The sequence below is a fragment of the Streptomyces sp. NPDC028907 genome (genome assembly GCF_055564995.1).
The window spans coordinates 52,356-73,806 of sequence record NZ_JBVHVE010000006.1; the positions used below are offsets into that span (position 1 = coordinate 52,356).

Below are 21,451 nucleotides of genomic sequence, written 5' to 3' on the forward strand. Positions count from 1 at the left end.
AGGGCTCAGCCGAGTACGGCGAGCGCGTCGATCTCGATGAGGAGCCCCGCCGGCAGACCGACGTACACGGTCGTGCGCGCGGCGGGCGGCTGGGTCAGCCCCTGCTCCTCGAAGTAGGTGTTGTAGATGTCGTTCATCTCGGCGAAGTGGGCGACGTCCGTCAGATAGACGCGGATCATCATCACGTCGTCCCAGCAGGCACCGCCCTCTTCCAGGATCGCCTTGACGTTGGCGAGGGTCTGGAGGGTCTGCTCGCGCAGGGTGGGACCGGCGGGCGTCGGGGGCTTCCCCGCCTCGGCCGGCAGGAAGCCGACCTGGCCCGCGACCTGAAGGATGTTGCCCTTCTTCACTCCGTGGGAGAACTTCGCGGGCGGGGTGGTGTGGGTCTTCGGGGTGAGTGCGATCTTCTCCGTCATGCGGTGCCTTTCGCTGTGTCTCTGCCGGAGTACTCGCCGCTGATGCCGTCCGCGGTACGGCGCACCAGCGGGAGCAGGGTGAGGAGTTCGTCGGCGGTGACGACGACGTTCGGCGCGGAGACCGACATCGCGGCGACGACCCGGCCGTCGGCGCCGCGGATCGGCGCGGCGACGCAGTTGATGGACTCCTCGTGGCCACCGAGGTCGGTGGCCCAGCCCTGTTCGCGCACCTTGGCCAGTTCCTTGAGGAAGGCGTCCGGGTTCGGCGTCGAACGAGCCGTGTACATGGGGTAGTCGAGCTTGTCGGCGAGGGCGCGGCGCTCGTGCTCGGGCAGGTCGGCGAGGAGGAGCTTCGCGACGGCCGCGACGGTGATGGCGACCGGTTTCCCGATCCGCGAGTACATCCGTACCGGGTACCGGCTCTCCACCTTGTCGATGTACAGCACCTCGTCCTCCTCGTACACGGCGAGGTGGACGGTGTGGCCGCACTGCTCGTTGAGGCGTACGAGGTGGGGGTGGGCGATCTCGCGGATGTCGAGGTTCTCCATCGCCTCCTGGGCGAGGGCGATGAGCCGGGCGCCGAGGCGGTAGCGCTGGTCGGACTGGCGGTAGACGAGCCCGTGTTCGTGCAGCGTACGCAGCAGCCGCAGGGCGGTGGACTTGTGCACCCCCAGCCGCTCGGCGACCTGGCCCAGGTCGGCGGGGCCCTCGGCGAGCAGCGGCAGGATGCTGAGCGCGCGGTCGACGGTCTGACTCATGGCGTACGTACCTCCTCGTCGGCCCGTTCTGCGGCTTGCGTCCAGCCGGGGCCGAGTCGAAGTTTCTCCCACGCGGCGGCGTCGAGGGCCACCAGGCGGTCGGCGTGGGCGCGGGACGGGGGTGCGGCGAGGTCACCGGGGGCGGTGAGAGCGGCGGCGGCCCAGAGATGCCCGTGCCGGAGGCGGTCTCGGGTGGGGAGCCCGCGGAGGGTGGCGGAGAGGAAACCGGCGGCGAAGGCGTCACCGGCTCCGATGGTTGCCACGACGTCCACGGTCAGGGCCGGCACGAAGGTGCTCGGCGTTTCGGCCGGGCGGGGGGAGCTGCCGCTCACCGGCACTTGCACGGTGCCGCCTCTCTTTGGGTCGGGAGCCGCCCCAACGGCACGACTGCCCGCAGGCTGCGGCTGAGGCTGGGCGGAACCGCCGTCCGCGGACGGAGCGGGACCACCGTCCGCACACGGCGCGGGGCGGCTGCCCGATGGCTGCGGCTGAGCCGGACCTTCGTCCGCGGTGGGACGACCGTCCGAAGACCGCCTCGGACCACCGTCCGCACGCTGCGCGGCACGACTGCCCGCAGGCTGGGACGGGTTGGAACGGCCGCCCGTGCCCTGCAACGCCGACTCGCCCGCCGACCCGACGGGCACCGCGCCGCTGCCCGCAGGCTGCGACCGGTTGGAACAGCTGCCCGTGCCCTGCAACGCCGACTCGCCCGCCGACCCAAGTGGCGCGGCGCCGCTGCCCGCAGGCTGCGACCGGTTGGAACAGCCGCCCGTGCCCTGCAACGCCGACTCGCCCGCCGACCCAAGTGGCGCGGCGCCGCTGCCCGCAGGCTGGGGCCCGTTGGGGCGGCTGGCCACGTCTTGCGACGCCGGGCCGTCAGTCCGCCCAAGGGGCGCGGGGCTGTGACATGTGCGGCTTCGCCGCGTGGGCGCGACCAACTCACGATCACCCGCGGCGGACACGAACGCCGTAGCCCCCACCGCCCCCTGCTTGACCACCAACACCCCCGGCTCGGGCAACGCGGCCCGCACGGCCTCCGGTCCGCCGGAGATCCCCCACGCCTCCTCCGCCTCGTCCTCCCCCACGAACACCACATCAGCCCGCCGCGCCAACTCCAGCAGCACACCAGGCCCGTCCCCGTCCCGCCACAACCCCGCCCGGTAGTTGACGTCGAACGAGATCAGCGGGCGGTCGTCACTGCCGGCAGCCGTCAGCTCCCGGAGCAACCCCAGGCACCCCTCCGACAGCGCGGCCGTGATCCCCGACAGATGCAGCACCCGCCCCGAACGCACCGCGTCCAGGTCCACGTTCTCGACGGACATCGCCGACGCCGCCGAACCCACCCGGTAGTACGCCACCTCGTGCGCGTCCGTGCCCCTGTCCCCCGCCGTGCGGAAGTACACGCCCGTGGGGCGCCCGGGATCCCGCCGCACGGACGCGACATCGACGCCGTGCGTCCCGATCGCCTCGACGAGATGGTCGCCGAACCCGTCGGCACCGACTCGGCTGACCCACCTCGTGCGGTGGCCGGCGGCGGCCAGTGCGCACGCCACGTTCGACTCCGCGCCCCCGATCCCCCGCTCGAACGACGGCACGTCGGCGAGGCGCCCCGGCCGTGTGGGCAGGAACGTGACCATGGACTCGCCGAGCGCGACGACGTCCACGCCGTCGGGGGCATTGCAGGGTCCGATGAGGGTCACGATGGTCGTAGCTCCAGGGCTGGTGCGGGGGATCGGCGGCTCCGTTGACCCGCGGTTGGCCGAGATGTTAGACAGCGGTAAGCGATATACGCAATGAGGGTTGCAGACGATGCAACACCGCAGATCAGGGAGGTTCCATGAGCAGCGAGGCGCTCGCCCGTCTGGCCGAGGAACGCGTCGACCACCGCTTCAAGGGCCTCCCCCCGGACGCCGACGGCCTGACCGTCGCCGAACTGACGGCCCAGCGCCGCAACCTCTTCACCGACGGCTTCGCCACCCCCCTGCTCGCCCTCTCCGCCGAGCGCCTGGAGCACAACCTCGACCTCATGGAGACATACGCCGTCCGCCACGGCCTCACCTTCGCCCCGCACGGCAAGACGTCCATGGCGCCGCAGCTGTTCCGGCGTCAGATCGAGCACGGGGCGTGGGGCATCACGCTCGCGGTGCCGCACCAGGTGCGGGTGGCGCGCGCCTACGGCGTCCGGCGGATCTTCCTCGCGAACGAACTGGTCGACGCGGCCGCCCTGCGCTGGGTCGCCGCCGAGCTGGCGGCGGACGACGACTTCCGCTTCGTCACCTACGTCGACTCCGTGCGCGGCGTGGAGCTGATGGACGCGGCCCTGCGCGACGCCGGGGCCACCCGCCCCGTGGACGTCGTCGTCGAGCTGGCGGCGGGCGACGGCGCCCGTACCGGTGTCCGTACCGAGGCGGAGTGCGCCGCCGTCGCGGAGGCGGTCGCCGCCGTGGCCACGCTGCGGTTGGTCGGCGTCGCCGGATACGAGGGCGAGGTCCCGCGGGCGGACCCCGAGCGGGTGACGGCTTGGCTGCGCCGGCTGGTCGCACTGGCCGCCGAGTTCGACAAGGCGGGGCGTTTCGCGGGGCTGGACGAGATCGTCGTCAGCGCGGGCGGCAGCGCCTGGTTCGACGCGGTGGCGGAGGTGTTCGCGGAGATCCCCGAACTGTCCGCCCCCGTGCTGAAGTTGCTGCGCTCCGGCGCGTACGTCTCGCACGACGACGGCCACTACCGCAGGCTGACCCCGTTCAACCGGGTCCCCGCCGAGGGCGCCCTCGAACCCGCTTTCCGCCTCTGGGCCCAGGTCGTCTCCCGCCCCTCCCCCGACCAGGCCTTCGTCAACGCGGGCAAGCGCGACGCGGCGTACGACCTCGATCTGCCCTTCGCCCAGGTGGTCCGCCGCGACGGCGTCGAGCGCCCGGCCACCGGCGTCTCGGTGACCGCGCTGTCCGATCAGCACGCGTGGCTGCGGACGACCGGGGAGGCGGACCTGGAGGTAGGGGACTGGCTCGGCATGGGGCTGTCGCACCCGTGCACGTCGTTCGACAAGTGGCAGCTGATTCCGGTCGCGGAGGCGGACGGGACGGTCGTCGAGTACATCCGCACGTTCTTCTAGGGGATGCGGGAGACAGGGGAGGCAAGGCCATGGAAGAGCTGGTGATCCGGGACGCGGAGGTGGTGGACGGCGGCGGCGGTCCCTCCTACCGCGCCGACGTCGTCGTGGACGGCGGCAGGATCGTGTCGATCGTCCAGGAGGCGGCCGCGGCGGGCTGTCAGCGGCCGAAGGCCCGCCGGGAGCTGGACGCGGAGAGCCTCGTCCTCTCCCCCGGCTTCATCGACATGCACGCCCACAGCGACCTGGAGCTGCTGCGGGACCCCGACCACAGTGCGAAGGCCGCGCAGGGGGTCACCCTTGAGGTGATCGGCCAGGACGGGCTGTCGTACGCCCCCGTCGACGACCGCACGCTCGCCGAGGTCCGCCGCGCGATCACCGGCTGGAACGGCTCGGGCGACGACATCGACTTCGACTGGCGGACGGTGGGCGAGTACCTGGACCGCCTCGACGCCGGGTTCGACGGGCAGGGCATCGCCGTGAACGCGGCGTACCTCGTCCCGCAGGGCACGGTCCGCGCGCTCGCCGTCGGCTGGGAGGACCGGGCGGCGACGCCGGACGAGCTGGACCGGATGCGGCAGTTGGTCGCGCAGGGCATGGCGCAGGGCGCGGTCGGCATGTCGTCCGGGCTGACGTACACGCCCGGCATGTACGCCAAGGAGGCCGAGCTGACGGAGCTGTGCCGGGTGGTGGCGTCGTACGGCGGCTACTACTGCCCGCACCACCGCTCCTACGGGGCCGGGGCCCTTCAGGCGTACGAGGAGATGGTGGCCCTGACGCGGGAGGCGGGCTGCGCGCTCCATCTCGCCCACGCCACCATGAACTTCGGCGTGAACAAGGGCCGTGCGCCGGAGCTGCTGTCCCTGCTGGACAAGGCGCTCGACGAGGGGGCCGACATCAGCCTGGACACCTACCCCTACACCCCCGGCTGCACGACCCTCGTCGCGATGCTGCCGAGCTGGGCGAGCGAGGGCGGCCCGGAGGCGATCCTGGCCCGGCTGTCGGACGACGACGCCGCCGAGCGCATCCGGCACCACATGGAGGTCGTCGGTGCCGACGGCTGCCACGGTGTGCCCATCGAGTGGGACACGATCGAGATCTCGGGCGTGAGCGACCCGGCGCTCGGGGACTTCGTCGGCCGGACGATCCGGCAGTCGGCGGACGCCCGGGGCGAGGCCCCCTGGGTGACGGCCCGTCGGCTGCTGCTCGACGACCGGCTGGGCTCGACGATCCTGCAGCACGTCGGCCACGAGGAGAACGTACGGACGATCATGCGGCACCGTGTCCACACGGGCGGCTCGGACGGCATCCTGCGGGGCACGAAGCCGCATCCCCGGGCGTACGGCACCTTCCCGCACTATCTCGGCCGGTACGTACGGGAGTTGGGGGTGCTGTCCCTGGAGGAGTGCGTGGCCCATCTGACCGGGCGTCCGGCGGCGCGGCTGCGGCTGGCGGACCGGGGGCTGGTCCGCGAGGGGTATCGGGCGGACCTGGTGCTGTTCGACCCGGCGACGGTAGCGGCGGGCTCCACCTTCGAGGAGCCGCGCACGCTACCGACGGGCATCCCGTACGTCCTGATCGACGGCCGTTTCGTGATCGACGACGGCCGCCGCACGGACGTACTGGCGGGACGGGCGATCCGTGGCACCCGATAGCCCTTGGCCGGTTACGGCTTGGGCAGTACGCAGCCGCTCGCGCTCAGGTCGAGCTTGTTGTCGACGCCGAAGCAGGCGGGGATCTGGTAGGTCTGCTGGGCGTAGTTGATGCCCTGGCGGACGGTGACGTCGCCGCTCTCGTCGACCTCGCACGGGTTGTTGACCGTGCAGCGCTCGCCGTCCTCGTTGCCGGTGTTGTTGACGGCGACGACCTGGTTGGTGGCCTGGTCGATGACGGGGGAGCCGGACGTGCCGCCGATGGTGTTGCAGGCGGACGTGTAGCGGACCGAGTCCTTGAAGGTCCAGTCGCCTTCCTTGAGCCGGTAGGCGAACCCGTCGATGTTGCAGTTGTACAGCCGCTTCCAGTAGCCGGAGGCGACGGTGATGGCGGTGCCCTTGACCGGGTGGGTGTCGGCCACCGTCAGCGGGTTGATGCTGTACGAGCTCTTGATCTGCGCGTACGTGGTGGTGAGTTGGTAGAAGGCGACGTCCGTGTCGGTCATCGTCCCGTAAGCGATCTTGCTGGCCCGCAGTGTGCCGACCCGGCTGCCCGAAGCGTTGAGCAGACTGAACGTACGGCTGGAGGCCCGGTCGACCACGACTTCGCCGGGGCCCGGCATGCCGGTCTCCAGACAGTGGCCGTTGGTCATGACCAGCGCCGGGTCGTTGTCCTCCGAGTCCGGGAAGCGGACGACGGAGCCCGAACAGTTGCTGAGCGCGACGGTGCCGGCGAAGTTCACGGCCCGGACCTTGGGACCGTTCAGGACCTGGCCGAGGGTGTCGGCGGTGGAGGCGACGGTGTCATTGACCACCGACGTGACCGAGCCCGTGTCCACGCCCTTGCCGAAGGCAGCGGCCGGTTCCACGGGAGCCGCGACCGCGGGTGCGGCGCCGGCCCCGGCTATCGCCAGGGCGAGGAGGGCGGCGCCGAGAGGTTTTCTCATGTGGGGGTCCCCTCATACGAGGAGGGTGACCGAAGAATCTCCGGCCACCCGCACTTTTGTCATGCACATTCTCACGCAGGAGGGGGGTGGGGACAAGGAGTTGCTTACCGGCGAGTTCAGTCCGTAGGGCTTTCCCTATCACGGGGAGCGAGGAGGGCCGGGGCGGCGGCACAGGACACCCACGAGAAGTTGACGGAGCCGCCTCATGGACACCGGGACGTCATGACATCTACACAGCACTGTCGGCCACGACAGGCCGTGCCGTTTCGGTGAGTGGTCGCCGCGTACAACGCAAAGCCGCGTCTGACGCGTTGCATCACTCCTGTCGCGGAACAGCCCATCGGCCATGACCAGTTGGAGATCCTGGTCGGCGAGGGCGAGCGCGGGCACCGGCCTCGGTGTTCCGGCGCGACCAGCCGAAGACCGATGGAGTTCACCGGCCGCCGCGCGCTCGCCACCACCCGGGGGCGCCCTCACCGTGCCCCTGCTATCGGGGGCCCTTCGTCTTTCCCAGCCCTCGGCCCGGATGGTCGTCCCGTCCCTCGTCGCCCGGTGTGGCCGTGCTCGCCGTGGCGGTCGGGGTCGAGGGCGCCGCGCTCGTGACGGAGGGCGTCGACGAGGGGGTGCTGTCGTCCACGTCGGAGGCGGTGGGGCTCGGCGAGGTGCCCGGGGCGTCGGCACGGGGCGCGGCGGTGGCGTCGGACGTGCGGGGCGTGTCCGGCTCGGTGTCCGAGGCTCCGGTCGGGTCCACCGAGGGCGCCGCCGTCGAGCTCGTACCGTCGCCGCTCTGCTTGCCTCGCGGGGCGCCCTCCGGCGAGGAGCCGGACGGGGAGAGCCCCGCGATCAGCGCCGCCGCCGACAGCGCGCCCACCGCGCCGGCCGCGATCACCAGACGGCGCGACGCCCGAGCCCGCGCCCTGCGGCGCGCTCGTCGACCCACGCCCCCGGCCACTCCGGCGCCCACTCCCTCGGCAGTCCCGGCGTTGCCCACCCGAGGCAGCTGCGCCGTCTCGTCGTACGCGTTCTGCCAGCCGTGCGCGGCCGCCGGGTCCGTGTACGCCTCGTAGGCCGGGGGCGCCGCCGGCCGTGGGTGGTACACGTTCGGCTGCCCCTGGGGCGTCTCGTTCTCGCGCTCAGGCGGCCTGGACATGGGCGCGCATTCTAGGGACGGCGACGATCCCGGGACAGCTACCGGCGATAACAACCCAAATCGGCACGTCTCACGTGGCGGAAAACACGACCCACCGGACGTTACGCAGCCGTAAGCTCCTTGACATGCAGGTGATCCAGTCGACCAAGCTCGCCAACGTCTGTTACGAGATCCGGGGCCCGGTGCTCGAGGAGGCGATGCGGCTTGAATCGGCGGGGCATCGGATCCTCAAGCTGAACACCGGCAACCCGGCCGCGTTCGGCTTCGAGTGCCCGCCCGAGATCCTGGAGGACGTCCTCCGGAACGTGTCCACGGCGCACGGATACGGCGACGCCAAGGGGCTGCTCGCCGCGCGCCGGGCCGTCGTCATGCACAACCAGACCCTCGGCATCGAGACCGACGTCGAGCACGTCTTCATCGGCAACGGCGTCTCCGAGCTGATCGTGATGGCGATGCAGGGGCTGCTCGACGACGGGGACGAGGTTCTCGTGCCCGCGCCCGACTATCCCCTGTGGACCGCCGCCGTGTCCCTCTCCGGCGGCACCGCCGTCCACTACCGGTGCGACGAGCAGTCCGACTGGATGCCCGACCTCGCCGACGTCGAGCGCAAGGTCACCGACCGCACCAAGGCCATCGTCATCATCAACCCCAACAACCCGACGGGGGCCGTGTACGACGAGGCGATGCTCCGGGGGCTGACGGACATCGCCCGCCGGCACAACCTGCTCGTCTGCTCGGACGAGATCTACGACAAGATCCTCTACGACGGTGCCACGCACACCCCGACCGCAGCCGTCGCCCCCGACCTGCTCACCCTCACCTTCAACGGCATGTCGAAGGCATACCGGGTCGCCGGGTACCGGGTGGGCTGGATGTCGATCTCGGGTCCGCGCGCCCACGCCGACTCCTACATCGAGGGCCTCACCATCCTCGCGAACATGCGACTGTGCGCGAACATGCCCGGCCAGCACGGGGTCGTCGCCGCGCTCAGCGGGCGGCAGTCCATCAATGACCTGGTGCTGCCCGGGGGGCGGCTGAAGGAGCAGATGGATGTCGCCTACGAGCTGCTGACCCAGATCCCCGGCGTGAGCTGCGTACGGCCGAAGGGGGCGCTGTACCTCTTCCCGCGCCTCGACCCCAAGGTCTTCAAGATCAAGGACGACCGGCGGATGGTCCTGGACCTGCTGCGCAGCGAGAAGATCATGGTGGTCCAGGGCAGCGGCTTCAACTGGCCCGAGTCGGACCACTTCCGCGTGGTCACGCTGCCGACGGTCACGGACCTGCGGGACGCGGTGACCCGGATCGGACGGTTCCTGGACGGGTACAGCCAGCCCTGACGCTCACGCTGCGTACAACGGACGGCCCTGTCTTGTGAACGGCTCAACTTTAGACGAAATCTAAGCTAGGATGGCTTCCTGTCAGCGCACAGGAGGCCATCCCCATGTACGAACCGATCCGAACCAAGTCGGTCCACAGCACGATGGCCGGCAACACCACCGACTTCCCTCACCGCTCGCGCGAGGAGGAGTTGGACATCCAGCTCGCCGGCCATCTCGCCGCACTGCTCGCCGTCACCGACGAGCTGCGCGCGGCGGCCCCCACGGCCGACCTCGACACGGCGGCCGAGCGGCTCGCCGAGCAGGTGGCCCGACTGCGGGGCGGTCCCGCGCCGGCCCGCGCGGGTGCCTCCGGCGGTCAGGCGAGGCTCGCGGCACTGCATCGGCGTGCGCATGCCCTTGCCGGGCGGGCACTGGTTGTCGCCGCGTCCCGTGCGGATACGGCGGTGGCGATTCTGGCCGCGGAGCGGATGGACGCGCATGCCGCTGCGCAAGCTGCTGCGCAGGCCGAGCCGCAGGAGTTGACCGGCGTCGGCTGACGTTCACTGCGTGGCTTGGGCCGGGGGCATCGCCTTCGCCCTGGGGAGTGCTGTCGTAGCGCGGCCGGCGGTTCGTTGTGGCTGGTCGCGCAGTTCCCCGCGCCTCTAAAGACACGGCACGGCGCCGGCCCCGCTTTCAGGGGCGCGGGGAACTGCGCGACCAGCCCCCACCCACCCGCACCCGGCGAAGCACCCGCGCCCGATCGGCGAAGGCCTGCCGTTGCCCCACCCCCCGTCGGGGCGAGCGGGAGAAGGCAACAGCAGGCCCAGGGCCACGCACGCCATTGTGCGCGGCCTCGCCGTTCCACACCGCGGCCGGCCGTGACGATCACTGGTCAGGGCGCATCCAGACCGGCCGCGGAGTCTTGGGAGTCGGGCTTCAGCCCAGGCGCGAGACCAGCGCCCGGTACTCGTCCCACAGTTCCTTCGGCGTGTGCTCGCCGAACGTGTTGAGGTGGTCCGGCACCAGCGCGGCCTCCTCGCGCCAGATCTCCTTGTCGACGGTGAGGAGGAAGTCGAGGTCGGAGTCGGCCAGTTCGAGGCCGCTCGTGTCGAGGGCGTCCTTGGTCGGCAGGATGCCGATCGGCGTCTCCACGCCCTCGGCCTTGCCGTCGAGGCGCTCGACGATCCACTTCAGGACGCGGCTGTTCTCGCCGAAGCCGGGCCAGACGAACTTGCCCTCGTCGTTCTTGCGGAACCAGTTGACGTAGTAGATCTTCGGCAGCTTGGCCTGGTCCTTGTCCTTGGCCACGTCGACCCAGTGGGCCATGTAGTCGCCCATGTTGTAGCCGCAGAACGGCAGCATCGCGAACGGGTCGCGGCGCAGCTCGCCGACCTTGCCCTCGGCGGCCGCGGTCTTCTCGGAGGCCACGTTGGCGCCGAGGAACACACCGTGGTTCCAGTCGAAGGACTCCGTCACCAGCGGTACGGCGGTGGCGCGGCGGCCGCCGAAGAGGATCGCGGAGATCGGCACGCCCTTGGGGTCCTCCCACTCGGGCGCGATGATCGGGCACTGGGAGGCGGGGACGGTGAAGCGGGCGTTGGGGTGGGCGGCCGGTACGCCTGCCTCGGGCGTCCAGTCGTTGCCCTTCCAGTCCGTCAGGTGGGCCGGGGTCTCCTCCGTCATGCCCTCCCACCAGATGTCGTTGTCGTCGGTGAGGGCGACGTTGGTGAAGACCGAGTTGCCCCACAGCGTCTTCATCGCGTTGGCGTTGGTGTGCTCACCGGTGCCGGGCGCGACGCCGAAGAAGCCGGCCTCGGGGTTGATGGCGTAGAGGCGGCCGTCCTCACCGAAGCGCATCCAGGCGATGTCGTCGCCGATCGTCTCGACGGTCCAGCCGGAGATGGTGGGCTCCAGCATGGCGAGGTTGGTCTTGCCGCAGGCGGAGGGGAAGGCCGCCGCCACGTACTTGGACTCGCCCTGCGGCGGGGTCAGTTTCAGGATCAGCATGTGCTCGGCCAGCCAGCCCTCGTCGCGGGCCATGACCGAGGCGATGCGCAGGGCGTAGCACTTCTTGCCGAGCAGCGCGTTGCCGCCGTAGCCGGAGCCGTAGGACCAGATCTCGCGGCTCTCCGGGAAGTGGGAGATGTACTTGGTCTGGTTGCACGGCCAGGGGACGTCCTGCTCGCCGGCCTCCAGCGGGGCGCCGACGGAGTGCACGGCCTTCACGAAGAAGCCGTCCTCACCGAGCTCGTCCAGCACGGCCTGGCCCATACGGGTCATGGTGCGCATGGAGACGGCGACGTAGGCGGAGTCGGTGATCTCGACGCCGATCGCGGAGAGCTCGGAGCCGAGCGGGCCCATGCAGAACGGGACGACGTACATCGTCCGGCCGCGCATCGAGCCGCGGAAGACGCCCTTCTCACCGGAGAAGACCTCGCGCATCTCGGCGGGGTCCATCCAGTGGTTCGTCGGGCCGGCGTCCTCCTCCTTCTCGGAGCAGATGAAGGTCCGGTCCTCGACGCGGGCGACGTCGGTCGGGTCGGAGGCGGCGTAGTACGAGTTGGGGCGCTTGATCGGGTCGAGCTTCCTGAAGGTGCCCTTCGCGACGAGCTCCTCGGACAGACGCTCGTACTCGGCCTCGGATCCGTCACACCAGACCACGTTGTCCGGCTGCGTGAGTTCTGCGATCTCGTTCACCCACGAGACCAGCTCCGGGTGGTGGGTGGGGACGACGGGGGGAGCCGCGATGTCGCGCGCCACGGTTGCTCCTAAGAGAGGGATTTTTTGTCCTGAATATGCCCTTGTATGCCCCGTGGGGGCCGCGACCCGGATGCTTCGCGAACGGGAGTGGTCTGGATCCGCCGTCCCGATCTTTCGCGCTCATCCGGTGCCGACCGCACTCATTTGATCATCCGACGCGTCTGCGCATATGTCCAGAGGGCGTCACAAGTGAGCGGCGTGAGCATCGCCACTCATCCAGATGTTTTCGATGCGTCACCGCGTCTTCACCCCAGGTGCGCGCCGCGCGGGCATCCCATGAGATGATGGCCACTTCCGGGCTCTCATCTCACCGTGCTGATACGTAACTTACGGTTCCGTAGGTACGATGCCCCCCATGACTGCGCCTGTCCCCGACGCGCCAACGGACACGCCGGCCGCCGGCCGCGGATCCGGCGCGCCCTCCCTGTCGCACCAGATCGCGCACCACGCCCAGCAGCTCACGGACGAGATCAAGCCCAAGCTCCGCGGCTGGCTGCACCTCGGCATGTTCCCGGCCGTGCTCGTCGCGGGCCTCGTGCTCACCGCCCTCGCGGACTCGACCAGAGGCCGGATCGCCTGCGGGATCTTCGCCCTCACGGCCTGCCTGCTGTTCGGCGTGAGCGCGCTGTACCACCGGGGCAACTGGAGCCCCCGCATGGACGGCATCCTGCGCCGACTGGATCACGCCAACATCTTCCTGATCATCGCGGGCACCTACACACCGCTGACGATGCTGCTCCTGCCGGAGGCCAAGGGTCAGTGGCTGCTGTGGGGCATCTGGGCCGCCGCGGCGGCGGGCATCGTCTTCCGGGTCTTCTGGGTCGGCGCCCCGCGCTGGCTCTACACCCCCTGCTACATCGCGATGGGCTGGGCGGCCGTCTTCTTCCTGCCGGACTTCATGCGCACCGGCGGCATCGCGGTACTGGTCCTGGTGATCGTCGGCGGCGTCCTCTACAGCGCGGGCGGCGTGATCTACGGCATCAAGCGCCCCAACCCGTCACCGCGCTGGTTCGGCTTCCACGAGGTCTTCCACTCCCTCACCCTCGCGGCGTTCATCACGCACTACGTGGGCATCTCGCTGGTCGCCTACCAGCACGCGTAGCCCACCCGGTCACCGGCGGCCGGCTGCCGCCAGAGGGCGGCTCGGCAGCCTGCTCTCCGGGGAGCCCGTCGCGACCCAGGACATGGCTGTCGAGGGGGCTGATGCCCGACAATGAGCCCATGACCCCCGCGCGCTCCTCCCCTCTGGCCGACCACCCCCAGCTGGGGCTTCGGGAGCGGAAGAAGATCAAGACCCGGACGGCGATCCGCGACGCGACGTACGCGCTGATCAAGGAACAGGGCTACGACGCCACCACGATCGAGCAGATCGCCGAGCGCGCCGAGGTGTCACCGTCCACGGTCTTCCGCTACTTCCCGACGAAGGAGGACATCGTCCTCACGGACGAGTACGACCCGACCCTGCTGGACGAGCTGCGCAGGCGGCCGGCGGACGAGCCGTGGACGGAGTCCCTGCGGCACGTCATGCGGCTGGCGATCAGGGCCGGGATGGAGGAGGGGCCAGAGGTCGTCCGGCTGCGGTCGCATCTGCTGGTGCAGGTCCCGGCCGTGCGGTCCCGGATGCTGGAGAGCATGTCGGTCACCGGCCGGATGCTCGCCGAGGCCGTCGCCGAGCGAGGCGGCCTCGACCGGAACGGCCTGGAGGCACGGGTCTACACGATGTCCCTGATCGGCGGCCTCGCGGAGATCTCCCTGTACTGGGCCGAGAACGACTTCAAGGACGACCTCCTCGACCTCCTCGACCGCGCCCTGCACGTCATCGAGCACGGCCTCCCCGCGAAAAACACCTGAGGCGCGAGCGCCGTACCGTGACATCCTGACCAGGTGAACGGTCCCGAGATCCAGGTCGAGTTCGCCCCCGAGCTGTGCCTGTTCCTGCCCAACGGACGGCGCGCCGGCGCGAGCGCCGTCACCACCGACGGCGTCTCGACCCTCGGCCACGTCGTCGAGTCCCTCGGCGTCCCGCTGACCGAGGTCGGCACCCTGGTCGTGGACGGCCGGGAGGTGCCGGTGTCGCACATCCCGACGGCGGGCGAGGCCGTGACCGTACACCCCGTCCGGCACCCCCAGCGGGTGCCCGGCGCTCCCCTGCGCTTCCTGCTCGACGTCCACCTCGGCACCCTCGCCCGCCGTCTGCGACTGCTCGGCGTGGACACGGCGTACGAGTCGACGGACATCGGCGACCCGGCGCTGGCCGCGCTCTCGGCCGCCGAGCAACGGGTCATGCTGAGCCGTGACCGAGGGCTGTTGCGCCGCCGTGAGCTGTGGGCCGGGGCGTATGTCTACAGCACGCGGCCCGACGACCAACTCCGCGACGTCCTGGACCGGTTCCGGCCCGAACTGCGCCCCTGGACCCGCTGCTCCGCCTGCAACGGCCTGCTCACGGCAGCCACGAAGGACGAGGTGGCGGACCAGCTGGAGGGCGGAACGCAGCGGTCGTACGACGTGTTCGCGCAGTGCACGCAGTGCAAGCGGGCGTACTGGAAGGGCGCGCACCACGAACAGCTGGTGGCCATCGTGGAGCGCGCCCTCGCCGACTACGCGAGCTAACGCCGGGTCACATCACCCTTCCCACAGGCGGTCCCGTCCCGGTTCGGGTCCAGCCGCAGCGGGTCGTCCTTGCCGTTGACCTTCAGGCGGCCGTAGTCGTTCTTCTTCAGCCAGTCGCAGCGGGCCTTCGTCGTCGCCTTCACCGTCGGCGGGAAGTCCGTAGGCACGCAGACGTTGACGGAGCCGTAGTGCCGGTCGCAGCCCGAGACGGTCGGGCTGACCTTCTGGGACGTCCGCTTCTTGCCGGGGCCCGTGACCTTGCCCTTGAGGTGGTCGGCGAAGTCGTGGACGTGCGCGGAGGCGTCCGTCGCGCTCAGGGCCTGCGGGCCCTGGAGGTGGACCCACTTGGCGACCGAGGGCACGCCGTTCGCGTCGACCGCGAAGAGCATGTACCAGCCGGGCGGGGCCAGGTTGGGGTTGCTCGTCACGTTCAGGTCGACGTTGTCGCCGTCCACCGACAGCGGCAGGTCCACGAACCGCTGGTTGGGGTCCGAGGAGTGGGTGACGGCGGCCGGTCGGATCAGCTCGGCCTTGGCGATGGGCCGGTCGACGGTGATCCGCTGGGTGTCGCCGTACGTCCACTCGGTGTCGATGACCGAAGTGATCGTCGGACGCTCGCCCTTGAGGAGGTAGGGCGGGGTGTAGATCGACACGTCGTGGTTCCAGCTGCCGTTGCCCGGGTTGTCACCGGTCGCCATCACCCGGCCGTCGGGCAGCAGGAACGCCGAGGAGTGGTAGCCGCGCTCCTCCGGGTCGGTCGCCACCGGGTCGAAGGTGCCCGTCGCCGGGTCGTAGAGCGACGACTCGTACACCGGGTCGGCCCGGTTGTGCAGCGCGCCGCCCGTCTCCAGGACCTTGCCGTCGGGCAGCAGCACGACGGAGGCGTACATCTTGCCCTGGTCGCCGGTCTGCGGGACCTTGCCGGCTCCGAGGTCGACGGTGCCCTGCGGGAGCGGCGGTCCGGCGACGTAGGACGGGTTGGGCTGCTTGAGGTCGATGACGTCGGTGAGGCGGTTCGCGTCCGGGTTGGAGTCGATGTTGCCGCCGCCGATGGTGAGGACCTTCTGGTCCTGGGCCGGCGGCAGCAGCACGCTCGCGGACTGGTCGCGCTCGTCCTTGTTCTGCAGGCCCGGGACCTGGGTGATCGTGTTGGCGTCGTAGTCGTAGATCGCCGAGCCCGTGCCCGGGATGTTGTTGCCGAAGACATGGCTGCCGGAGTAGAAGAGGCGGCCGTCCTGCATCAGGATCATCGACGGGTACAGGCCCCAGTACGACCAGGTCTGGTTGACCTTCCAGAGCTCCAGCCACTTCTGCTCGGCGTCCGACCACAGCTCGGCGGTCACCGAGCCGGTGGAGTCCTCCTTGAGTCCGCCGAAGGAGATGACGTCACCGTTGCCGAGGATGGTGGCCGACGGGTACCAGTGGCCGTCGTTCATGTCGTTGGTCTTGCTGTACGTCTCGGTGACCGGGTCGAAGACGTACGAGTCCTTGTAGCCCTGGTAGCCGATCGTGCCGTCGGCGGACGGATAGCCCTTGTTGCCGCTCATCACGAGGACACGGCCGTCGTCGAGCTGGACGTGCCCGGCGCAGAACATGTCCTTGGGCGTGGGGATCTGCTTGTACGTGCCGTTCTGCGGGTCGTAGACCGCGCTGGTGAACGTGCCCGCCTCGAAGGCCGTCGGGTCGTTGCCGGAGCCCGCGATCAGTAGCACCTTGCCGTTGTTGAGGACGACGGAGTGCATGGAGCGCACCGGGTTCTGGGTCGGCAGCACGTCCCAGCGGCCGTTCGCGCACTCCTCGGCCGTACCCGTGCACACCGGGTCCGGGACGGGGTCGGCGACCTGGTCCATCGTGTAGTCGTCGGTCGTGACCGAGCCGGTGCCGTAGACCGAGACACCCCAGGCGATGCGGTCGGTGCCGGCCGGCACCTCGGGTGTGCGGACCGTCGCCTCGGTCCAGCCGGCCGCCAGCTCCAGCGTCTTGAGGTCCGTCCAGTACTGCCAGCCGGCTGTCGCGTCGTGCCGGAAGAGCGTGACCGAGGCGTCGGGGGTGGTCGACTTGTACCAGAGCCCCAGGTCGTACTGCTTGCCCGGCGTGACCACGGGCGCGCACTCGGCGGACTCGGTGATCAGCGCCTTGCGGTCGCCCTCGACCCGGCGGGTCAGCGACACCTTCATCGCCTTGGAGCCGCTGTGGGCGTCCGTCGTCGTCTCGAAGGTGAAGTCGTTGTCGCCCCAGCCGGACTTCTTCCAGCAGTAGGGCATGTCGTCGGTGCCGGCGGTCTCGAAGCCGGGGTTCTTGATGAGGTTGGCGGCGGAGGCGGACTCGGGCGAGGTGAGAAGGAGGCCTCCGGTGAGGCCCATGACGGCCAGCAGGGCCGTTCTCCTCCCGGATCTCTTGCGGCTGGTTCTCATGCGGAACTCCTTGCTGTGCGGCTCCCGCGCGCGGTGCCCTTCCCGCTCCGGCGCGGCAGATAGACCAGCGCTTCGGTACCGACGAAACGCAGGACGAAGGTGATGACCAGGGCCAGCGCGGTGGCCGGCAGGACGGCCAGCCCGAACTGGCCGACCAGCAGCGCGATCAGCGGAATGCGCAGCACCAGGTCGGCGTTGGCGAGGAGCGCGAACCGGACGGTGCGGTCGGCCCAGTGGCGGTGGACACGTCGGTCGCGGAACAGCAGCTTCTCGATGAGCAGGAAGTTCCAGGCCACGCCGAACTGGTTGGCGACGATCTCGGCGGGGAGGTAGTGCAGGCCCGCCCGGGTCATCGCCCACAGCGCGACGAGGTTCGGCACGAAGCCCGTCAGGCCGATCAGTCCGAACACGACCATGCGGGCCAGCGGGTCCGCCGTACGCAGTCCGGCGAGGTGGCGCAGGAAGCGGCGCCCCTCCGCAGCCGTGGACTTGGACTCCCCCGCGAACCGCTCCTGGAAGACGAACGGCACCTCGGTGACCGTGCGCGGGCGGCTGCGGACCGCCAGCTCCAGCAGGATCTTGTAGCCGAGCGGTTTGAGCGCGTCCGCGGTGATGTCACTGCGGCGGATGGCGAAGAAGCCGCTCATCGGGTCGCTGACGCCGTGCAGCCGGCGCGGGAAGAGGGCTTTGGTCAGCCAGGTGGCGCCGCGCGAGACGGCGACCCGGTAACTCCCCGCGAGCCCGGCCCGGCTGCCGCCCTTGATGTACCGGGAGGCGACGACCAGCCCGGCGTTCGCCCGCTCACCGGTGGCGACCAGCTCCGGGACCAGGGACGGCGGGTGCTGGCAGTCGCCGTCCATGACGACGATCCAGTCCGAGCCGGCCGCCTTCATCCCCTCGACGACCGCGCCGCCGAGCCCGCCGACCGGTTCGTCGCGGTGGACGACGGTCACGGGGAACGGGCAGTCCTGGGCCGCCTCCTTGATGACCTGCGGGGTGTCGTCGGTGGAGTCGTCCACGAAGACGACCTCGCAGGGCAGCCGGGACGGCACGGATTCGGTGATCTGGTTCAGCAACTGCCGTACGTTCGCGGACTCGTTGAAGGTCGGTACGACGATGGTGACGGCGCCCGGCTCCGGCACCTCGGTGGCTTGGACGGACGGTTCGCCCAACTCGCCCGGGGCGGTGAATTCGTGGGTCATCGCACGCCTCCGGATGATGTCTGGTTCTGGCGGATCCGACGGATCTCGATGCGGTCATCGCCGGTGCCGAACACGGCGACCGGCGTCGAGTGCTCCATCGCCGCCCGCACGTTGGGCAGGTCCACGGCGTCCCGCCGTACCGTCGGCGAGGCGACCACGTAGTCGAGGTCCTTCCAGCCGCGCGGCATCGTCTTCGTCACGGCCGGGTCGAGGTCGGCCTTGTAGAACCAGATGGCCCCGAGCCCGGGCTCGTACCCGGCGTGGACCAGGTCCAGCCACAGCGCGTCGTCGACGAGGACCCGGGTGTCCTTCGGGTCGGCCACCTTTGTGGCCAGCCACTTCGAGGCGGCCTGGTAGGGCGCGTTGGCGTCGGCGGTGACGGCGGTGCGGGCGCCGTCGTACCAGCGCGGGACGACATAGGCGCAGGCGGCGAGCGCGAGGGCGGCCGCGAGGGCGTACCGCGCGCCGGTGACGTACCGCTTCTCCGCCTCGGACCGCCGGCGCCGCAGTACGGCGTGGGCGACGGAGGCCGTTCCTCCGGCGAGGACGAGGGCGAGGAAGGGCAGGGCCTGGATGACGTACATGGCGGGCAGGTAGCCGCTGGGGCGCATGGCGACCAGGGCTAGGACGACGACCGCGCACGAGGGTCCGGCCAGGGCACGGGCGGTGACCGACCAGCGCCAGGTGAGCAGGAGCAGCAGGCCGCCCGCGAGGCCGCCGACGATGAGGACGCGGTCGTAGTAGAGCCACGACTGCAGGACGCCCCAGGAGCCGGAGCCCTGGTCGAGGATGAAGCCCGAACCGGGCCTGGTCATCTGGTACTTGATGCCGTCCCACAGCGAGACGTGCCCGCTGCCCGGGAACAGCTCGCCCTTCAGCAGCGCGAACAGCGGATACGACAGGCCGATCAGCACGCAGGCGGTGACGGCGCCGGTGAGGGCGAACTTGCGGGTGTCGCGGTGGCTGTGCCGCCACATGGTGACCAGGACCGCGGGGAGGACGAAGAGCATCGTCTCCTTGGTCAGTACGGCCGTGGCGGCGGCGATCCCGGCGCCGAAGTGGTGCCAGAGGTGTCGGCTCGGGGAGGCGGCGAGAGCGAAGGCGAGCAGCGTCCACATCACCGCGAGGTTGTCGAGGAAGATCTCCCGCTGGAGCACGACCGACAGCGGGGAGAGGCCGAACAGGACCATGCCGAGCCCGGCCGCCCAGCGCGGCAGCGACAGCCGACGGCCGAGCACGTAGACGAGCACCGCGCTGACCGCGCTGATGACGAGCATCGCGGCGCGCATGGTGCCGACGGTCATCGAGTCGGGGCTGAGCGCGGCGGGTATCCAGGTCAGCAGGGCTATCTGGATCCAGCCGAGGGGCGGGTGGTCGTACCAGTAGGTGTAGTGGGCGAGGCCCCGGCCCTCCTGGACGGCCCAGGCCTGGGCGAGATAGGTGCCCTCGTCGTCGCTGAGGGTCGGGTAGTCGGCGATGTTCCAGCCCTGCACGACGAGGATCGCGACGAGGAGTACGCCGCACAGGATCAGGTCGGGGCGGGAGGAGCGGAGCCGACTCGGCGGCTCTGTTCGGCCGGTCGAACGCTGCGTAGGGACAGGTTGTCTCTGCGCGGGGACCTTCGGAGTGGTCACCGCGGGAAGGGTGGAGGTCACGCGGTGACGTCCTCTCGGAGGTCTCGGGCCGTTCCGGCACGGGTTTCGGCGTGGGTGAGATGCGCGCCGACGTGGGTGGTGAGCTCCCAGTCGTTGCGGCCGCGCTGCTCACGCCATACGGCGCGGACGGCGGCGCCGGCGAGGAGCACCTGGTAGAAGGGGCCGCCCACGATGAGCTTCAGATAGTGGGCGAAGCGGACGCGCAGTCCGTACTGCTTGCCGAAGTCGTGCAGTCCGACGACCTCGAAGACGAAGGTGACGAGCGCGGTGACGGCCGGCAGGAAGGTGATGAAGGCGACGCTCACCGGCACGTCGAGGAAGACGGCGATCACGATGTTGAGCGGGATGACGAGCCCGGTGAAGGCCTGCATGAACGGTGTCATGAGCGTGTAGCGGGCGAGCAACCGCTGTCCGAGGGTGGGCAGTTGCTTCCAGTCCTTCTTCCGGTAGACCTGCAGGAAGCCCTGGTTCCAGCGGGTGCGCTGCTTGAGCAGCGACATCAGGCTGCCGGGCGTCTCCTCCTTGGTCACCATGTCGGAGTCGTAGGCGACTACGACCTTCTTGCCGACGCTGGACAGCCGTACGCCCAGGTCGCAGTCCTCGGCGAGGCAGTTGGGGTCCCATCCGTCGGCTTCCCGCAGCACGTCGGTGCGTACGAAGACGGTGTTGCCGCCGAGCGGGATGAACCCCTTCTGCGCGTGCAGGTGCAGTCGGGACCGGAACCAGAAGAAGTACTCCAGGCAGTTGCGCAGGCTGTACCAGCTGGAGTGGAAGTTGATCAGCTGGACGCCGCCCTGGACGACGTCCGCCCCGGTCGTCCGGAACGCGTGGTCCACGTGGGCGAGCAGCTCCGGGTGGACCTGGTCCTCGGCGTCGAAGACCCCGACGACGTCGCCGCGGCAGTGCGGCAGCGCCGTGTTCATGGCCTTCGGCTTGTCCTTCTTCTCGTGGGTGTCGACGACGACCCGGACGCGCGGATCACGTGCCGCGGCCTTCTCGGCCACCTCCGTGGTCTCCGGGTCGTCGTGCCCGACGATGACGATGATCTCGAAGTCGGTGTGTGTGGACTCCAGCAGCCGCTGGATGGTGTGGTCCAGCACGGCTTGTTCGTGCCGGGCCGGCAACAGCAGCGAGAACGACACGTGCTCGCCGCCGTCCGGTCTGCTGAACCGGGTGGAGGCGAGCACTTCGGGCGTGCGCCACGCGTGCATCTGCCACCACAGGGTGAAAGCCGCCATCCAGAACAAGGCCAGCGAGACGACGGCTATGAAGACAGACGTCAGCAACAGATCCCCCCAGATCCCCAATGCCCCCTGTCGCGACGGTGAGTTACACCTGTCGCGTCACTGTGCAGACATTAGGGGGGATCTGTGAAGCGTGCAGGCCCTTTCGGTGAAGAGCGCGTTTCATCACAACGAGCCGCGAGAGTGAACAATTCGAACACAGGTTGCGTAACCACCCC

16 protein-coding genes and 2 pseudogenes are annotated in these 21,451 nt (G+C 70.2%); 7 read left to right on the forward strand and 11 right to left on the reverse strand.

Going from position 1 to position 21,451, the window contains the following annotated elements; genetic code table 11:
* Window positions 1-5: 5 nt before the first annotated feature.
* The 4 genes and pseudogenes from ACZ4UU_RS19270 to ACZ4UU_RS19285 all read right to left on the reverse strand — a co-directional run.
* Entirely contained in the window at window positions 6-416 is a 411-nt protein-coding gene (locus tag ACZ4UU_RS19270; RefSeq protein ID WP_468041233.1) for a RidA family protein, read from the reverse strand.
* Window positions 413-1,174, reverse strand: coding sequence for an IclR family transcriptional regulator (locus tag ACZ4UU_RS19275; protein WP_468041234.1), 762 nt, complete (start codon window positions 1,172-1,174; stop codon window positions 413-415). The genes ACZ4UU_RS19270 and ACZ4UU_RS19275 overlap by 4 nt, the downstream gene beginning before the upstream one ends.
* A pseudogene (locus ACZ4UU_RS19280) lies at window positions 1,171-1,473 on the reverse strand (PfkB family carbohydrate kinase); the annotation flags it as partial. The pseudogene ACZ4UU_RS19280 and the gene ACZ4UU_RS19275, both read right to left, overlap by 4 nt.
* A gap of 659 nt (window positions 1,474-2,132) precedes the next feature.
* A pseudogene (locus tag ACZ4UU_RS19285) lies at window positions 2,133-2,811 on the reverse strand (sugar kinase); the annotation flags it as partial.
* Between the two features lie 200 nt (window positions 2,812-3,011).
* On the opposite strand from ACZ4UU_RS19285, the gene ACZ4UU_RS19290 reads away from it, so the two are divergent.
* Window positions 3,012-4,283 carry an amino acid deaminase gene (locus ACZ4UU_RS19290; RefSeq protein WP_468041236.1) on the forward strand — a complete coding sequence of 424 codons (1,272 nt, stop codon included), beginning with the start codon at window positions 3,012-3,014 and terminating at the stop codon, window positions 4,281-4,283.
* 29 nt (window positions 4,284-4,312) lie between these two features.
* Window positions 4,313-5,935 (forward strand): N-acyl-D-amino-acid deacylase family protein, encoded by a 1,623-nt coding sequence (locus ACZ4UU_RS19295; protein ID WP_468041238.1) that lies wholly within the window; start codon window positions 4,313-4,315, stop codon window positions 5,933-5,935.
* Between the two features lie 11 nt (window positions 5,936-5,946).
* Here the strand turns inward: ACZ4UU_RS19295 and ACZ4UU_RS19300 are convergent, their stop codons facing one another.
* Entirely contained in the window at window positions 5,947-6,879 is a 933-nt protein-coding gene (locus tag ACZ4UU_RS19300) for a S1 family peptidase (RefSeq protein ID WP_468041239.1), read from the reverse strand.
* Window positions 6,880-7,366: 487 nt separating this feature from the next.
* Window positions 7,367-8,029, reverse strand: a complete 663-nt coding sequence (locus ACZ4UU_RS19305) for a hypothetical protein (RefSeq protein ID WP_468041241.1) — start codon at window positions 8,027-8,029, stop codon at window positions 7,367-7,369.
* 125 nt (window positions 8,030-8,154) lie between these two features.
* On the opposite strand from ACZ4UU_RS19305, the gene ACZ4UU_RS19310 reads away from it, so the two are divergent.
* Both ACZ4UU_RS19310 and ACZ4UU_RS19315 read left to right on the forward strand, forming a co-directional pair.
* Window positions 8,155-9,366 carry a pyridoxal phosphate-dependent aminotransferase gene (locus ACZ4UU_RS19310; protein ID WP_383460407.1) on the forward strand — a complete coding sequence of 404 codons (1,212 nt, stop codon included), beginning with the start codon at window positions 8,155-8,157 and terminating at the stop codon, window positions 9,364-9,366.
* Window positions 9,367-9,470: 104 nt separating this feature from the next.
* Window positions 9,471-9,905 carry an SCO4983 family protein gene (locus ACZ4UU_RS19315; RefSeq protein ID WP_468041243.1) on the forward strand — a complete coding sequence of 145 codons (435 nt, stop codon included), beginning with the start codon at window positions 9,471-9,473 and terminating at the stop codon, window positions 9,903-9,905.
* 379 nt (window positions 9,906-10,284) lie between these two features.
* Here the strand turns inward: ACZ4UU_RS19315 and ACZ4UU_RS19320 are convergent, their stop codons facing one another.
* Entirely contained in the window at window positions 10,285-12,108 is a 1,824-nt protein-coding gene (locus tag ACZ4UU_RS19320; protein ID WP_468041245.1) for a phosphoenolpyruvate carboxykinase (GTP), read from the reverse strand.
* Window positions 12,109-12,463: 355 nt separating this feature from the next.
* Here ACZ4UU_RS19320 and trhA point away from each other — a divergent pair, with 355 nt between their 5' ends.
* The 3 genes from trhA to ACZ4UU_RS19335 all read left to right on the forward strand — a co-directional run bounded on the left by trhA (window position 12,464) and on the right by ACZ4UU_RS19335 (window position 14,718).
* Complete coding sequence (gene trhA / locus ACZ4UU_RS19325) at window positions 12,464-13,210, forward strand: PAQR family membrane homeostasis protein TrhA (RefSeq protein WP_468041247.1); 747 nt, start codon at window positions 12,464-12,466, stop codon at window positions 13,208-13,210.
* Between the two features lie 119 nt (window positions 13,211-13,329).
* Window positions 13,330-13,959, forward strand: coding sequence for a TetR/AcrR family transcriptional regulator (locus ACZ4UU_RS19330; protein ID WP_468041249.1), 630 nt, complete (start codon window positions 13,330-13,332; stop codon window positions 13,957-13,959).
* 33 nt (window positions 13,960-13,992) lie between these two features.
* Window positions 13,993-14,718, forward strand: a complete 726-nt coding sequence (locus tag ACZ4UU_RS19335; protein ID WP_468041251.1) for a Mut7-C RNAse domain-containing protein — start codon at window positions 13,993-13,995, stop codon at window positions 14,716-14,718.
* On the opposite strand, the gene ACZ4UU_RS19340 is transcribed toward ACZ4UU_RS19335, so the two are convergent.
* Genes ACZ4UU_RS19340 through ACZ4UU_RS19355 form a run of 4 tightly spaced genes read right to left on the reverse strand, consistent with a single transcriptional unit; the run spans window position 14,715 to window position 21,275 of the window.
* The gene (locus ACZ4UU_RS19340; protein ID WP_468041252.1) at window positions 14,715-17,132 is read right to left on the reverse strand and encodes a galactose oxidase-like domain-containing protein; all 2,418 of its coding nucleotides are present in this window, start codon (window positions 17,130-17,132) and stop codon (window positions 14,715-14,717) included. The two genes, ACZ4UU_RS19335 and ACZ4UU_RS19340, sit on opposite strands and share 4 nt — an antisense overlap.
* Complete coding sequence (locus ACZ4UU_RS19345) at window positions 17,129-18,334, reverse strand: glycosyltransferase (protein ID WP_468041254.1); 1,206 nt, start codon at window positions 18,332-18,334, stop codon at window positions 17,129-17,131. The genes ACZ4UU_RS19340 and ACZ4UU_RS19345 overlap by 4 nt, the downstream gene beginning before the upstream one ends.
* Window positions 18,331-19,989, reverse strand: coding sequence for an ArnT family glycosyltransferase (locus tag ACZ4UU_RS19350; protein WP_468041255.1), 1,659 nt, complete (start codon window positions 19,987-19,989; stop codon window positions 18,331-18,333). Before ACZ4UU_RS19350 ends, ACZ4UU_RS19345 begins: the two co-directional genes overlap by 4 nt.
* A complete protein-coding gene (locus tag ACZ4UU_RS19355; protein WP_468041257.1) occupies window positions 19,986-21,275 on the reverse strand; it encodes a glycosyltransferase in 1,290 nt (429 codons plus the stop codon). Before ACZ4UU_RS19355 ends, ACZ4UU_RS19350 begins: the two co-directional genes overlap by 4 nt.
* Window positions 21,276-21,451: the final 176 nt, after the last annotated feature.